The sequence below is a fragment of the Collimonas sp. OK412 genome, from assembly GCF_900112135.1.
Classification (GTDB): domain Bacteria; phylum Pseudomonadota; class Gammaproteobacteria; order Burkholderiales; family Burkholderiaceae_D; genus Collimonas; species Collimonas rhizosphaerae.
The window spans coordinates 1-16,056 of record NZ_FOLC01000030.1; the positions used below are offsets into that span (position 1 = coordinate 1).

The window sequence follows — 16,056 nt, forward strand, 5'->3', positions numbered from 1 at the left end:
TATTGCTTGATGGCCGTGGTATTGGCCAGGTGCAGAGAATAACCAGCCTCGATGAGACTGTCGACAAGCCAGTACCAGTTATAGGTCGATTCCACAACAACGCCAGAGAGCTCTGACCGATACGGTTCCAAGGCCGCACAAATCTCGTCCAGATTATTCGGTAATCGCCTGGAATACACGACTTTGTCCGTGTCATCGGAAATGACAATAAAATTGTTGTTCGAATGGAGGTCTATGCCGCAAAATAACATGCCGTTCTCCTTGATAAAGTTGGGTTCGCACCGTTACTTTATCGCTTGGCGTTTGCCAAGGGGAGGACGGCTAGATGATTATCAGAGTTTTTTTCGCGTCCTTTGCGAAAATTACTCTGACCCCATTTAACGGACTACGGAGCGCGGTGCGCGCGCAACAACCATCCTGTCGTCGATCACCGCCAATTGCCCGCACAATGAAAAAAGCCCACGACGGATAACCATCGCAGGCTTTTTCAAAACATGAGAACAGATGTTTTGTCAGGGCCGGAATATCCCGGCCGCGTCAATTACATCATGCCGTCCATGCCACCCATGCCGCCCATACCACCCATGCCGCCTGGCATGCCGCCGCCAGCCGATTTGTCTTCAGGCAGTTCAGCAACCAGTGCGTCGGTAGTCAGGATCAGACTGGCAACCGATGCGGCGTTTTGCAGCGCCGAACGGGTAACCTTGGCTGGATCCAGGACGCCCAGTTCAACCAGGTCGCCGTAGGTGCCGTCGGCTGCGTTGTAACCGTAGTTACCCTTGCCAGCCAGGACTGCGTTGATCACAACCGATGGCTCGCCGCCAGCGTTGAATACGATTTGGCGCAGCGGCTCTTCGATCGCGCGCAGCACGATCTTGATGCCGGCTTCCTGGTCGGCGTTGTCGCCTTTCAGGTCCTTGACTGCAGCACGTGCGCGCAGGAACGCCACGCCGCCGCCTGGAACAACGCCTTCTTCAACTGCTGCGCGGGTAGCGTGCAGAGCATCTTCAACGCGTGCTTTCTTTTCTTTCATTTCCACTTCGGTTGCAGCACCAACGCGGATCAGCGCAACGCCGCCGGCCAGCTTGGCAACGCGTTCTTGCAGTTTTTCACGGTCGTAGTCCGAAGTCGCTTCTTCGATCTGCGCACGGATTTGCTTGACGCGCGCTTCGATGGTGATGGCTTCGCCGGCGCCGTCGATGATGGTGGTGTTTTCCTTGCTGATTTCGATACGCTTGGCTTGGCCCAGTTCTGCCAGGGTAGCTTTTTCCAGTGTCAGGCCGACTTCTTCAGCGATCACTTGGCCGCCGGTCAGGATGGCGATGTCTTCCAGCATGGCTTTACGACGGTCGCCGAAGCCTGGAGCCTTGACGGCCGCGGTCTTCAGGATGCCGCGGATGTTGTTCACAACCAGGGTAGCCAGCGCTTCGCCTTCGACATCTTCCGCGATGATCAGCAGAGGACGGCCAGACTTGGCGACTTGTTCCAGGATCGGCAGCAGGTCACGGATGTTCGACACTTTTTTGTCGAACAGCAGGACGAACGGGTTTTCCAGGGCAACAACCTGTTTTTCCTGGTTGTTGATGAAGTATGGCGACAGGTAGCCGCGGTCGAATTGCATGCCTTCGACGATGTCCAGTTCGTTTTCCAGCGATTTGCCGTCTTCGACGGTGATCACGCCTTCTTTGCCGACTTTATCCATTGCCTTGGCAATGATGTCGCCGATGTCGGTGTCGGAGTTAGCCGAGATCGAACCAACTTGAGCAATTTCCTTGCTGGTGGTGGTTGGCTTCGACAGGGTCTTGATTTCAGCAACGATAGCCACAACAGCCTTGTCGATGCCGCGCTTCAGGTCGGTAGGGTTGAAACCGGCGGCAACGTACTTGAAGCCTTCGCGCACGATGGCTTGTGCCAGCACGGTAGCGGTAGTGGTACCGTCGCCGGCGTTGTCGGAAGTCTTGGAAGCAACTTCTTTCACGAGCTGCGCGCCCATGTTTTCCAGCTTGTCTTTCAGTTCGATTTCTTTAGCGACCGAAACACCGTCCTTGGTCACGGTCGGCGCGCCGAAGCTGCGTTCCAGGATGACGTTGCGGCCCTTAGGACCCAGAGTTACCTTGACGGCGTTAGCCAGGATGTTGACGCCGTTGACGATCTTGGCGCGTGCTTCATCGCCGAAAACTACTTGCTTTGCTGCCATGTTTGATTCTCCTGAATAAGGTTGAATTCGATTGTGTGGTGCGCGGACCTGATTAGAAGCGCCAGGCGCCGATCAATCAGGGAATTCCGGTTTAACCGAAATTACTTGCCTTCGACTACGGCAAACAGATCTTCTTCGCGCATAACCAGCAGTTCCTGGCCGTCGATCTTGACAGCTTGACCGGAGTATTTGCCGAACAGAACGCGATCGCCAACCTTGACTGCCAGCGCACGGACGTTGCCGTTTTCCAGAATCTTGCCGTTGCCGACGGCCAGGACTTCACCTTGATCCGGCTTTTCAGCAGCAGCTTCCGGCAGCACGATACCCGATGCGGTTTTAGTTTCTTGGTCGAGACGCTTGACGATGACGCGATCGTGCAAAGGACGAAGATTCATATGTGACTCCTTAAGATTCAACAGGTTATTTGTATTTGCAGCAATATCGCAGCAAAGTGAACTGACCGCTCTGCATTGCCTTGTTATTGCATGCGAGTGACTAGGTCGAGGAGATTGTTAGCACTCTCTCCTAACGAGTGCTAAGTATAGGGACGCTCTGTCGATTTTTCAAGCCCGCATTCGGGTTCGCCGGATAATCTGTCGGAATTCACTCAAGTTTGGATATTGTTCATCTGATCCTGAATTTCCCCATGGCTAGCCCTTGAACAACGTCCTTCTATCTAGGTGCGGCAGCTAGCAACACTAAACATCCACGAAAATATTTGAGTAGCCGCACCGGACAAATCCTGGATCAATATTGTTTTTTTATAACTATTGATGTTTAATTGCCACCACGGATTTCTTTCCTGTTCATTGAAAATAATTTTGCGATTGTGATTTCGAGCTCATGTTTAATAGGAGACGGCGATCAAAATCGACTAGATTTCTTGATCTGCGCATGAGCCTCGACCTGCCTTCCACCATTCGCCGCTTCATCGGCAATGCCGACTTGATAATCGACAAGATCGGAGAGTCTCCCTGTGCGGTGCACGAGTTCCGGCGCGGCGGCGAGCGCTTCTTCCTGAAGTCTTCGCCGACGGCCTATGCCAATACCACCTACAGCGTGCGTCGCGAAGCACAGGTGCTTGATTGGCTGTCTGGACGCCTGCACGTTCCAGAGGTGGTTGCCACTGCCGAGCGCGACGGCGAGGCGTTCATGATCACGCGGGCAGTACCGGGGCGGCCACTGGCTACCTGTATCGCTGCCGGGCTGCCTGTTTCGGCGCTGTTCGGTGAAGCGCTGCGCAATCTCCAGCAAGTGTCCGTGTCCAATTGTCCATTCGATGCCAGTGTGGCAATGCGTCTGCGAGAACTGGACATCTTGTTAGCGAAGAACCTGATCGATCCCGACCACGACCTTGATGCCTGGCCGGGACTGGGCACGCCAGCCAAACTGGTCGCCCATCTGCATGCCCACGTACCGCATCAGGATCCAGTGTTCTCGCACGGTGACCTGTGCGGCAACAACGTTTTCGTTGATGTACGCGAACGGCTGTTCTTCATCGATCTTGGCCGCGGTGGCATTGCCGATCGCTGGCTGGACATAGCCTTCGTCTACCGCGAGCTGCGCGACCGGGTCGCCGAAGCCAAGGCCGAGACGATCATGGCCGCGCTGGGTGAGCCCGACCAGCCGGACAAACGCCGTTATTTCGAGCAGTTGGACGAGCTGTTCTAATTCTCCAGTCTTCATGATCGGTTAATGGTCGTGCAAAAAAATCGGGCATCATGCATGGCGCTGCCCCGAAGCACCTGCCTTCCACCGAATTCCCGGCAGCCGTCGGCGCCTGGTTCCACGCGGCGAAAGTGGTATGGCACTTACTAAACAGGGTGGAAGCAAGTTATTATTGCTGCGCAGAAATTTGACGACGTATCTGTAGTAGATAAATTGATATTTTTTTGCTGTTATTTCTTGCGATTCGGTCCGATTGCATTTCATCCCGTGTTTTAGTCGATTGATTCCCTCGATTCTGCAGCTTGTCGCAATCGCATACCCGGCAGCAATTTTCCTCTTTACAGTGTCGATACACACTGTACATTGGAGAGTTACAGCAAATAATCACAGACAGCGCCATACCCAGTAAAGCAGCTAAAACAATTAAAAATCCCGCATTTGGGAGCCCCTCAAAAAATCATGTAAGGGAAAAGGATGCGTTTATTCAAGATGCTCGGCAGCGTACCCCTGCTGTCGGTGATCGCCGGTTGCGTTGTTGGGCCTACCTACCAGGTGCCCACGCCAGCTACCTCATCACAAGCGGTGCTGCCGCAATTTCAAAGCGCTTTGCCGAAGCCGGCGGAAGCCGATGGCGCTACTGACCTGACGCGCTGGTGGTCGCAATTCGACGATCCGCTGGTAGCGGAACTGGTCGCCACGGCCGAGGCCAGCAATCCCAGCGTGGCGCAGGCGCTGGCGCGCATCACCCAGGCACGCGCCACGGCGGGTTCTGCCGGCAGCGCGCTCTATCCTTCGGTGGCCGCCGACGCCAGCAGCACACGCAGCAAATCCCTCTCGGGCCTGACCTCAAACCTGGGCAGCGTCGCCACCGTCGCCACCAGCAGCACCGCTACCCTCGACGCCAGCTGGGAGCTTGACCTGTTCGGCGGCAAGCGCAAGACCGCGGAAGCCGCCAACGCGCGCGTGTTCGCCCGCAACGCCGACTGGTATGGCGCCAAGGTGTCGCTGGCGGCGGAAGTCGGCAGCACCCTGGTGAACTACCGTGCCTGCGTGGCCACCGCGGCGATGCTGACGCAGGACCTGAAGTCGCGCGAGCAGACCGCCCAGCTTACGGCGCTCAAAGTCAAGGCTGGATTCACCGCGCCGGCAGACGGCGCGCTGATCAACGGCTCCACCGCGGACGCCCGGCAAAAACTGGTGGTGCAGCGTACCGAGTGCGACCTTGATGTCAAGGCGCTGGTGGCGCTGACCGACATTCCCGAACCCGCCTTGCGCACCAAGCTGGCTGTCAATGAGCGCCTGCCGACGCCGCGCGGTTTTGTGGTCGAGAGCGTGCCGGCGCAGGCTTTGTCGCAGCGGCCTGACATCGCTGTCGCCGAGCGCGAGCTGGCAGCGGCCAGCGCCGAGATCAATGTCGCCCAGGCCAATCGCTATCCGAGCATTTCGCTGCTGGGCAGCATCGGCATCGGCGGCTTGCGCTTCGACGGCGGCAGTTCCCGGTCCGATACCTGGTCGTTCGGTCCTTCGCTCAAGTTGCCGCTATTCGATGCCGGACTGCGCAGGGCGCAGGTAGACCTGGCGCGCGGCCGTTACGACGAGGCGTATGCCGGCTACCAGTCGCAGGTGCGCAGCGCGGCGCGCGAAATCGAAGAAGCGCTGGTGCGCCTGGATGCGGCGGCGCGGCGTGAAGACGATGCGGCGCTGGCGGCGCGCGAGTATGAAAGCTACTTCCACGCCAACGACGACAAATTCAAGGCCGGCAGCGGCAGCCTGTTTGAACTGGAAGATGCGCGCCGCACCTTCCTGGCTGCGCAACAGACCCAGATCAGCGTGCAGCGCGATCACGTGGCGGCCTGGATTGCCCTGTACAAGGCTTTGGGCGGCGGCTGGCGCAACCAGGCGGAGCAGGTGGCCTTGCCGGCCGCGCCTGCCGCAGCGTCAAACTCCGAACGTTCTTAATATAGAAATGTAAAGAAGAGAGTCATGAAAAAGCCATCTTTGAAACTGACAGCAATCGCGGCGCTGGTCGTCGTCATCGGTTCTGCCGCGGTCTGGGCCACTACAGGAAAAAGCGGCAAACCTGCCGACAAAGAAACAAGCAAGCCTAAAGCTTCGCTGACCATCACTACCACCAAGGCGCAAAGCGCCGACTGGCCGCTGACCTTGTCGGCCAACGGCAGCGTCGCCGCCTGGCAGGAGGCAGTGGTCGGCAGCGAACTGGGTGGCTTGCAGCTGGCAGAGGTAAGGGTCAATGTCGGCGATATCGTCAAGCGCGGCCAGGTGCTGGCGCGTTTCAGCAACGACAGCGTAGAGGCCCAGGTGGCCCAGCAGAAGGCTGCCGTGGAAGAAGCGCGCGCGGCCTTGTCGGAAGCAGACGCCAATGCCGAACGGGCGCGCTCGCTGGTCAACAGCGGCGCCTTGAGCGGCCAGCAGACTACCCAGTACGAAGTCGCCGAGCGCAGCGCCAAGGCGCGCCTGCAGTCCGCCCAGGCCAGCCTGGAAATGCAGCAGATCCGGCTGCGCCAGACCCAGGTGCTGGCGCCTGACGACGGCGTGATTTCTTCACGTACCGCAACGGTTGGTTCGGTGGCGTCGCAAGGACAGGAACTGTTCAAGCTGATCCGCCAGAACCGCCTCGAATGGCGCGGCGAAGTGAACGCCACCGACCTGCTGCAGATCAAGGTCGGCCAGGCGGTCAAGCTGCGCGTCACGAACGGCGTGGTGGTGGACGGCAAGGTGCGCATGGTGGCGCCGACAGTCGATCCGCTCACGCGCAACGGCCTGGTGTATGTCGACCTGCCGGCGCCGGGCAACGTCCATGCGGGCATGTTCGGCACCGGCCAGTTTGCGCTGGGTTACGCCACGGCGCTGACCTTGCCGCAGAGCGCGGTGGTGATGCGCGACGGCTATAGCTACGTTTACCAGCTGGGCAAAGATGACAAAGTGACTCAGACCAAGGTCACCATAGGGCGCCGCATCGGCGACCGCATCGAGGTTGCCCAGGGCGCGAACGGGATCACGGCGGCGATGACGCTGGTGGAAAAGGGCGCGGGCTTCCTGGCCGACGGCGACACCGTGCGGGTAGCGCCGGAAACCAAGCCGGCGGCACCGCTGGCGATGAAATAAGCGAGGACCGGCCATGAATTTTTCCGCGCTATCAATCAAGCATCCGGTTCCCGCGATCCTGCTGTTCATCATGCTCACCGTCATGGGGCTGATGAGCTTCAAGGACATGCTGGTGCAGGATTCGCCCGATATCGATTTTCCCTTCATTTCGGTGACCACCAGCCTGCCGGGCGCTTCTCCTTCGCAGCTGGAAACCGAGGTGGCGCGCAAGATTGAAAATTCGGTCGCCACCGTCACCGACATCCGGCATATCTACACCACCATCAACGACGGGGTAGTCAATACCCAGATCGAATTCCGCCTGGAAAAGGATATCCAGGAAGCGATGGACGATGTGCACGACGCGGTCAACCGCGTGCGCAGCGATTTGCCCACCGACGTCCGCGATCCGGTTTACGGCAAGGCGAGCACCTCGGGCCGGCCGATCATCACCTACACCGTCAAGTCCGACCAGCTGGATGAAGAAGCGCTGTCCTGGTTTGTCGACAACGATGTTTCCAAGGCCTTGCTGTCGGTCCCCGGGGTCGGCAAGATCGACCGCGTCGGCGGCGTCAACCGCGAAGTGCTGGTGGAACTGGACCCAGTACGGATGGCGGCCCTGAACGTATCGGCGGCGCAGATTTCGCGGCAGCTGCAGCGCGTGCAGCAGGAGGCGCCGGGCGGCAAGGCCGACATCAGCGGCGCGCGGCAATCGGTGCGCACCATCGGCACGGTCGGCAACGTGGCGGAAGTCGCCGCCTTGCAGATGGCTTTGCCGGACGGCCATGTGATCCGCCTGGACCAGGTCGCCAAGGTAACCGACGGCATCGGCGAGCGCACCGCGCTGACGCTGCTCGACGGCAAGCCGGTGGTCGGCTTTGAAATCACGCGCAGCAAGGGCGCCAGTGAAATCACGGTTTCCGACGCGGTGCAGAAAGCCGTCGCGACGCTGAACCAGAAGGCGAGCCACGTCAAGATCGAGGAAGCGTTCAACAACGTCGATGCGGTCAAGGAGAACTACGCAGGTTCGATGTCGCTGCTGTATGAGGGCGCGCTGCTGGCGGTGCTGGTGGTCTGGTTCTTCCTGCGCGACTGGCGGGCGACGCTGGTGGCGGCGGCGGCGCTGCCGCTGTCGATCATCCCGACCTTCATGGTGATGAAATTCCTCGGTTTTACCCTCAACGGCGTGACCTTGCTGTCGCTGGCGCTGGTGATCGGGATCCTGGTGGACGATGCGATTGTCGAAATTGAAAACATCGTGCGCCACCTGCGCATGGGCAAGACGCCGTACCAGGCCGCGCTGGAAGCCGCCGACGAAATCGGCCTGGCGGTGGTGGCCACGACCTTTACCTTGGTCGCGGTATTCCTGCCGACGGCGTTCATGAGCGGCATCGTCGGCAAATACTTCAAGCAGTTCGGCTGGACCGCGGCGATCGCGGTGACCACTTCGCTGGTGGTGGCGCGTTTGCTGACGCCGATGATGTCGGCCTACCTGCTCAAGCCGCTGATGCACAAGGAAAAAGAAAGCCGCATGATGACGACCTATATGGCGGTCGCTTCGTGGTGCATGCACCACCGGCTCAAGACCATGGGCATGGCGGCGGTGTTCTTTATCCTGTCGCTGGCCATGATCCCGTTCCTGCCGACCGGCTTCATCCCGCCCAGCGACCGCGGCCAGACCCAGGTCACGCTGGAACTGCCGCCTGGCAGCATCCTGGCGGAAACCCGCGCCAGCTCTGAACAGGCGCGCCGTTTGCTGATGACCAACAAGAATGTGGCCCAGGTCTACAGCGCCATCGGCGGCGACGAGGCGCGCCGTTCGACCTTGACCGTGCTGCTCAAGGATCCGCCGGAGCGCAAGCAGAAGCAGACCGAAGTCGATAGCGAATTGCGCAAGCTGCTGACACAGTTGCCTGGCTTGCGGTTTACCGTGGGCGGCGGCGGCAACGGCGAAGAATTGCAGCTGCTGCTGTCAGGCGACGATCCACAGGCGCTGGGCGCCGTGACGCGCGCCATCGAACGCGAAATCCGCACCATTCCCGACCTCGGCAACATTACGTCCAGCATCAGCCTGGTGCGGCCGGAAATCATTGTTACGCCTAACTTCGCCAAGGCTGCGGATCTCGGCGTCACCGCTTCGGCTATCGGCGATACCTTGCGCATCGCCACCTCCGGCGATTACGACCAGTCGGTCGCCAAGCTGAACCTGCCGGAGCGGCAGATTCCGATCCGCGTGCGTTTGCCGGAAGATGCGCGGCATGACATGAGCGTGCTGGAGCGCCTGGCGGTGCAAGGCAAGAACGGCAATGTGCCGTTGAGCTCGGTGGCCGACATCCGCTTCGACAGCGGCCCGGCGCGCATCGACCGCCTCGACCGCAACCGGCGCGTGATCATCCACGTCGAGCTGAACGGCCATGAAATCGGCGAGGTGATGTCGAAGATCAACGAGCTGCCGAACCTGAAGAACCTGCCGCCCAACGTCAAGCGCGGCGAGCTGGGCGACGCCGAAATCATGAAGGAACTGTTCTCCGGCTTTGCGCTGGCGATGCTGACCGGCGTGCTGTGCGTGTACATGGTGCTGGTGCTGCTGTTCAAGGGCTTCCTGCAGCCGGTGACGATCCTGGCGGCGCTGCCGTTGTCGATTGGCGGCGCGTTCGCGGCCTTGCTGATCACGCATAATTCGTTCTCGATGCCGTCGCTGATCGGTTTGCTGATGCTGATGGGGATCGCGGTCAAGAATTCGATCCTGCTGGTGGAGTACGCCATCGTGGCGCGCCGCGACCATGGCATGAGCCGTTTCGAAGCGCTGATGGATGCCTGCCACAAGCGGGCCCAGCCGATCGTCATGACCACCATCGCCATGGGCGCCGGCATGCTGCCGATCGCCCTCGGGCTGGGTGCGGATTCCAGTTTCCGCGGACCGATGGCGATCGCCGTCATCGGCGGCCTGGTGACATCGACTTTCCTGAGCCTGCTGGTGATTCCGGTGGTGTTCACCTATGTCGACGACCTGCTGGTCTGGGCCGGCCGCAAGTTCCGGCGCAAGCCGGGAGAGAGCATGGTGCATATGGTGGCCAGCAAGCTGCACATTACCGAAACCTGATCGAAACATGATCCAGAAAACGCCCGCAAGGGCGTTTTTTCATTGCGGCGTGTTTTTGCGGCGTCTGCAGCTTTATTCAGCGGCAGCCAGATTGCCGGCGAGCTCGGCGAAAGCGCTGGCCGCAGCGCTTTGATAACTGTCCTTGCGCCACAAAAGCGAGACCGTGCGGTGCGGCAAGGCAGGGTTCAGCGGGACTTCCCGCAGCCCGGGATGTTCGCGTGCAATCGCATCCGGCAAGATGGTGGCGACGCCACCGCGGCGGACGATTTCCACGATTGCGCTAATGGTATTGGCTTCGATGGCGATGTTGGGCGAGATACCCTGCTGCTGCAGGTAAGCGTCGACAAAAGTGCGGGTGGCGAAGTCGCTGCTGAGCAGCGCCAGCGATTGCCGGCCAAGCTCGCCGGCTGCCAGCGCCGCAGCAGCCGGGCGCTTGGCCAGCGGGTGCGTCAGTCCGACCATCACGCATAGCTTTTCCACGAACAGGGGCCGGCTGCTGATTTCCTGCGAGCGGACCTGGCTGAAGGCCAGCCCCAGGTCAACCTGGTCCGCCGCCAGCGCCGTTTCAATGGCATCCAGGGTCTTTTCAATCACCTGCAGCGCGATGCCGGGGTAGCTGGCGTTGAAGCGCGCGATCAACGGTCCTGCCAGATAAGAAGTCAGGCTGGGCGTCATGGCCAGCCGCAGCGTGCCGCGCGACAGGTCGCGCACGTCGTGGATCGCCCGCTGGCCGGCTTCCAGCTCGCGCAGCGCCCGGCGGGCGTAGGCGACATAAGCTTCACCGGCATCGGTGGCGCGCACCACTCTGCCGCTGCGGTCCAGGAGCTGCACTCCCAACGTCTCTTCCAGCTGCCGTATCTGCTGCGACAAAGTCGGCTGCGAAACATACAAGGCTTCCGCCGCCCTGGTGAAGTTTCCCTGTTCGACGACGGCGAGCAGGTAGCGGATATGGCGTAATAGCATGTTTGATAACTATAGGAAATTCTTATTGAGATTATTGTATATCGGTCTTGGACCAAATAGTTCGACGCCTTCATCATGGCGCCATTACTTCAACAGCTACAAGGAGAAACGCCATGAAGTCCATCGTCGATGGGGTCTTGAAATTCCAGAAGCACACCTTCCCGGGCCTGTCCGGGCTGTTCAAGGAACTGGCCACCGCCCAGAACCCGAGTGCATTATTCATCACCTGTTCCGACAGCCGCGTCGTGCCGGAATTGCTGACCCAGCAGGATCCGGGCGACATTTTCGTGATCCGCAATGCCGGCAACATCGTTCCATCCTATAGCTCGGCGCCGGGAGGCGTCACCGCCACGGTTGAATATGCGGTCGCCGTACTGGGCGTGAGCGACATCGTGGTCTGCGGCCATTCCGATTGCGGCGCCATGACGGCTATCTCCAGTTGCAAATGCCTGGATCACTTGCCCGCGGTGGCTGGCTGGCTGCGCCATGCCGATTCCGCCAAAGCGGTGAATGCAGCCCGTATCCATGCCTCGCCTGCGGCCCGGCTGAGCTCGATGGTGCGTGAAAACGTCATCGCCCAGCTAGTCAACATCAAGACTCATCCTTCGGTCGCGCTGGCGCTGGAGCAGGGCAGCCTGAACCTGCATGGGTGGGTGTACGACATTGAAACAGGCTCGATCGTGGCGCTGGACGGCGCAAGCAATCAATTCGTCTCGCTCGCCGAATTTCCCCAAACCGTCGCTACGCCTGCCAAGCGCAGCGTGCTCGCTGCTTAACGCTTAACCATTGGCGGTTCTTCATCCGTTCTCTCACTGAAAAGGAAACATCATGCAACAAGCAAACGTATATCAAGACAACCGCGTCGCCCTCACTTCTCGCGTCATCGCCGCCAAGGCCCTCAAGGATTTGTCCTGGAAACAGCTGGCCGAAGGCAGCGGCCTGAGCGTGGCCTATGTCACGGCAGCGCTGCTGGGCCAGCATGCCTTGCCGAAGGCCGCCGCCGAAATGGTTTGCCGGCGCCTCGGCCTGGAGCCGGAAGCCGCGGCGGAGCTGCAGACGATCCCGTTGCGCGGCAGCATCCCGGGCAGCATTCCTACCGATCCGACCATTTACCGTTTCTACGAAATGCTGCAAATCTACGGCACCACCTTGAAGATGCTGGTGCATGAAGAACTGGGCGACGGCATCATCAGCGCCATCAACTTCAAGCTGGACCTGAAACGGGTAGAAGACCCTGAAGGCGGTTCGCGTGCGGTGATTACCCTGGACGGAAAATTCCTGCCGAATAAACCGTACTGACCGGGCTGCGTCGCCGTGTGTTTTCCTTAAAGCGAAAACACACGGGAATCCGCAGTTGCAATATGCTATCGATTAAGAAACGGCGAGGCTGCTCCAATGCGGCCTCGTTTTTGCAATTTCGTCTTGCATCGACACCGGATTCAAAAAGGACAAGCATGAATAATTTTCGCCGCCTGGTTTTCCATACCCACCCGCGCCTGATGATTGCATTGATCGTTGGCCTCGCGGTATGGCTGGTCCAGCCCACGAGCTCGCACCTGACGCGCCTGCTGATCGGCTGGAACGCCGGCGTCTGGACTTACCTGGCGATGCTCTGGTGGATGATGGCCAGGGCCAGCTCGGGGCAGGTGAAAAGGCGCGCCGCCATCGAGGACGAGAACGATACCGTGATACTGGTCCTGATCTGCGTCGCCGCTGTCAGCAGCATCGGCGCGGTGGTGCTGGGGCTGGCGCACACCCAGGATTTCCTGCCGGGCCCGAAAGAGCTGCGCTACATGTTTACCGGCATGACGGTGCTGGGCTCCTGGTTCCTGGTGGGCACCATCTTCGCGCTGCATTACGCGCGCCTGTTTTATGCCTGCGCGGGCGACAAGCTGCCGCTGCGTTTTCCTGACGATGAAAAAAATCCCGACTATTGGGATTTCCTGTATTTCTCTTTCACGATGGCGGTCGCGGTCCAGACTTCCGACGTCAGCATCATGACGCGCTCCATGCGCAAGATCGTGCTGATGCAGTCGGTGCTGACGTTCCTGTTCAATTCGGCCATCCTGGGCCTGTCGATCAACATCGCGGCAGGCCTGGTCGGATAAACATCGCGCCAATGCCGGGACGAAAAAAAAGCCAATCGCGATGATTGGCTTTTCTTTTTGCGGGGGCCGGGACGATGACCTGTCCCGTTCCCTTGGCGCCGCGGTTTATTGCCAGCCGTAGCGGCGGGCGTACCAGCCTTTCATTGCCTGCGTCAGCACCGCGTAAGCCACCAGGATCAGCAGCAGCCACGGGAAGTAGGTCAGCGGCAAAGCTTGCAGCTTGAAGTAATGGGCCAGCGGCGACATCGGCAGCAGGATGCCGACCAGCATGATGATCAGGGTCATGCTCATCAAGGCCCACGAAGCGCGGCTCTGGAAGAACGGTATCTTGCGGGTGCGGATCATGTGCACGATCAAGGTCTGCGACAGCAAGCCCTCGATGAACCAGCCGGACTGGAACAGGGTCTGGTGTTCCGGCGTGTTGGCGCCGAAGATGTACCACATCAAGGCAAATGTCGTGATGTCGAAAATCGAGCTGATCGGACCGAAGAACACCATGAAGCGGCCGATTTCGGCGGCGTTCCAGCGTTGCGGTTTCTCCAGGAATTCCTTGTCGACGTTATCGAAAGGAATCGTGATCTGCGAGATGTCGTACAGCAGGTTCTGCACCAGCAGGTGCAACGGCAGCATCGGCAGGAACGGCAGGAAGGCGCTGGCGACCAGCACCGAGAATACATTGCCGAAGTTGGAGCTGGCGGTCATCTTGATGTACTTCAGCATGTTGGCGAAGGTCTTGCGGCCTTCCAGCACGCCTTCTTCCAGCACCATCAGGCTCTTTTCCAGCAAGATGATATCGGCCGCTTCCTTGGCGATATCGACCGCGGTGTCGACCGAGATGCCGATGTCGGCTGCGCGCAATGCCGGCGCATCGTTGATGCCGTCGCCCATGAAGCCGACCACGTGGCCCTTGTCATGCAGCACGCGCACGATGCGTTCCTTGTGGGTCGGGCTGAGCTTGGCGAAGACGGTGGTGGTGTCGACCGCGACGGCGAGCTCGGCGTCGCTCATTTTCTCGACGTCGTTGCCGAGCAGCATGCCGTCCACGGCCAGGCCGACCTGGCGGCAGATCTTGGCGGTCACCAGTTCGTTGTCGCCGGTCAGGATCTTGACCGTGATGCCGTGTTCCCGCAGCGCGTCCAGCGCCGGCTTGGTGGATTCCTTCGGCGGGTCGAGGAAGGCGATATAGCCGATCAGGACCAGGTCGCTTTCATCGGCGACGCCGTACACTTCCTTGGTCGGCGGCAGGTCTTTGGCGGCGACCGCCACCACGCGCAAGCCTTCGGCGTTCAGGCTGGAGGTAGTCTCGTAGATTTCCTGCAGCAGTTCCTTGGTGAACGGCACCACCTGGCCGTTGTGGCGGGCGTGGGTGCAGACCGAGACGATTTCTTCGACGGCGCCTTTGCAGATCAGTTCATGATGGTCTTCGCGTTCGCTGACCACCACCGACATGCGGCGGCGCTGGAAGTCGAACGGGATTTCATCGACCTTGCGGTAGGCCGAGGCCAGCGCCATTTCGCGCTGCAGCTCGGCGTGTTCGAGGACGGCGACGTCCAGCAGGTTTTTCAGGCCGGTCTGGTAATGGCTGTTGAGGTAGGCGTATTCCAGCACCAGGTCGTCCTGCTCGCCGAGGATGTCGGTATGGCGTTCCAGGAAAATCTTGTCCTGGGTCAGGGTGCCGGTCTTGTCGGTGCACAGGACGTCCATGGCGCCGAAGTTCTGGATCGCGTCCAGGCGCTTGACGATCACCTTCTTGCGCGACAGCGCGACCGCGCCCTTGGCCAGGGTCGAGGTAACAATCATCGGCAGCATTTCCGGCGTCAGGCCGACCGCGATCGACATCGCAAACAGGAACGCTTCGACCCAGTCGCCCTTGGTGTAGCCGTTCAGCAGGAACACCACCGGCGTCATCACCATCATGAAGCGGATCAGCAGCCAGCTGACCTTGTTGACGCCGGACTGGAACGCGGTAGGCGTGCGGTCGGATGCGGTGACGCGCTCGGCCAGGGCGCCGAAGTAAGTGCGGTTGCCGGTGGTGACCACGATCGCGGTGGCGGAACCGCTGACCACGTTGGTGCCCATGAAGCACAGGTTGTCCAGTTCCAGCGGGTTGCTGGTGGCGGCGCCGCGGTGGGTGACGAATTTTTCCACCGGCAGCGATTCGCCGGTCATGGCGGCCTGGCTGATGAACAGGTCCTTGGCGGTCAGCAGGCGCAGGTCGGCCGGGATCATGTCGCCGGCGGACAGCTGGACGATGTCGCCCGGCACCAGCTTCTTGATCGGCAGTTCGATGCGGCGCGCGCCCTTCGGATGCAAGGTGACGTCGAAGTAGCGCAGGGCTTCCTCGGCGATGTCTTCGGCCAGGTCGTGGCGCAGCACCGTGGCGGTGTTGCTGACCATGGCCTTGAGCTTGTCGGCGGCGGTATTGGAGCGCGACTCCTGGATGAAGCGCATCAAGGTCGACAGCACCACCATCGAACCGATGACGATGGTGGCTTTCATGTCTTCGGTGAGGTAGGAAACGGCGGCCAGCACGGTCAGCAGCAGGTTGAACGGGTTTTTGTAGCATTGCCACAGGTGCGTCCATTTCGAGATCGGCTTTTCGTGCTCGACCTCATTCGGGCCGGCGCTGGCGCGGATATCGTCCGCCTCGGCTTCGGTCAGGCCGTCGGCGCGGCTGTGCAGAGTCTTGAACAGTTCGCTGATATCGACATGGGCGGCAGAAGACAGGTTTTCCGCCAGCGAGGGCGGCACATCCTTGGTGACCGGGGTGCTGCGGAACATGTCCGCGCCAAGGCGGCGGAAGTGGCGGTCCATGCCGTGGGTGCGGACAAAGCTAACGAATGTTTCTTTGAGGATGTTCAGATTCATGGTCTTCTTCTTTTTTCATGCAATGCGGTCGGCTGTCGTCGATC

The 16,056-nt window shown here is 60.1% G+C and carries 11 protein-coding genes and 1 pseudogene; 7 read left to right on the top strand and 5 right to left on the bottom strand.

Translation table 11 applies throughout. From position 1 onward, the window contains the following. The 3 genes and pseudogenes from BM062_RS25810 to groES all read right to left on the bottom strand — a co-directional run. Window positions 1-251: pseudogene (locus BM062_RS25810) on the bottom strand (IS110 family transposase); the annotation flags it as partial. 290 nt (window positions 252-541) lie between these two features. Next, window positions 542-2,197: a chaperonin GroEL gene (groL, locus tag BM062_RS21745; RefSeq protein WP_092400799.1), complete on the bottom strand. Its 1,656-nt coding sequence runs from the start codon at window positions 2,195-2,197 to the stop codon at window positions 542-544. A gap of 101 nt (window positions 2,198-2,298) precedes the next feature. Continuing rightward, window positions 2,299-2,592, bottom strand: a complete 294-nt coding sequence (gene groES, locus BM062_RS21750; protein WP_092400802.1) for a co-chaperone GroES — start codon at window positions 2,590-2,592, stop codon at window positions 2,299-2,301. A 499-nt stretch (window positions 2,593-3,091) separates the two neighbouring features. On the opposite strand from groES, the gene BM062_RS21755 reads away from it, so the two are divergent. From BM062_RS21755 to BM062_RS21770, 4 genes are all read left to right on the top strand, one after another. Then, window positions 3,092-3,868, top strand: coding sequence for an APH(3') family aminoglycoside O-phosphotransferase (locus tag BM062_RS21755; protein ID WP_092400805.1), 777 nt, complete (start codon window positions 3,092-3,094; stop codon window positions 3,866-3,868). 471 nt (window positions 3,869-4,339) lie between these two features. Next, complete coding sequence (locus BM062_RS21760; protein WP_092400808.1) at window positions 4,340-5,824, top strand: efflux transporter outer membrane subunit; 1,485 nt, start codon at window positions 4,340-4,342, stop codon at window positions 5,822-5,824. 24 nt (window positions 5,825-5,848) lie between these two features. Then, entirely contained in the window at window positions 5,849-6,991 is a 1,143-nt protein-coding gene (locus BM062_RS21765) for an efflux RND transporter periplasmic adaptor subunit (protein WP_092400810.1), read from the top strand. A gap of 13 nt (window positions 6,992-7,004) precedes the next feature. Beyond that, window positions 7,005-10,073, top strand: a complete 3,069-nt coding sequence (locus tag BM062_RS21770; protein ID WP_092400813.1) for an efflux RND transporter permease subunit — start codon at window positions 7,005-7,007, stop codon at window positions 10,071-10,073. 72 nt (window positions 10,074-10,145) lie between these two features. Here the strand turns inward: BM062_RS21770 and cynR are convergent, their stop codons facing one another. Next, window positions 10,146-11,036 (bottom strand): transcriptional regulator CynR, encoded by an 891-nt coding sequence (gene cynR, locus BM062_RS21775; protein ID WP_092400816.1) that lies wholly within the window; start codon window positions 11,034-11,036, stop codon window positions 10,146-10,148. Window positions 11,037-11,149: 113 nt separating this feature from the next. Here cynR and BM062_RS21780 point away from each other — a divergent pair, with 113 nt between their 5' ends. The 3 genes from BM062_RS21780 to BM062_RS21790 all read left to right on the top strand — a co-directional run bounded on the left by BM062_RS21780 (window position 11,150) and on the right by BM062_RS21790 (window position 13,144). After that, window positions 11,150-11,812, top strand: a complete 663-nt coding sequence (locus BM062_RS21780) for a carbonic anhydrase (RefSeq protein ID WP_092400819.1) — start codon at window positions 11,150-11,152, stop codon at window positions 11,810-11,812. Window positions 11,813-11,864: 52 nt separating this feature from the next. After that, on the top strand, window positions 11,865-12,335 hold the full coding sequence (gene cynS, locus BM062_RS21785) for a cyanase (RefSeq protein WP_092400821.1): 471 nt from the start codon (window positions 11,865-11,867) through the stop codon (window positions 12,333-12,335). A 155-nt stretch (window positions 12,336-12,490) separates the two neighbouring features. Beyond that, window positions 12,491-13,144, top strand: coding sequence for a DUF1345 domain-containing protein (locus tag BM062_RS21790; RefSeq protein ID WP_092400824.1), 654 nt, complete (start codon window positions 12,491-12,493; stop codon window positions 13,142-13,144). Window positions 13,145-13,249: 105 nt separating this feature from the next. Here the strand turns inward: BM062_RS21790 and mgtA are convergent, their stop codons facing one another. Then, window positions 13,250-16,012: a magnesium-translocating P-type ATPase gene (gene mgtA, locus BM062_RS21795; RefSeq protein ID WP_092400827.1), complete on the bottom strand. Its 2,763-nt coding sequence runs from the start codon at window positions 16,010-16,012 to the stop codon at window positions 13,250-13,252. Window positions 16,013-16,056: the final 44 nt, after the last annotated feature.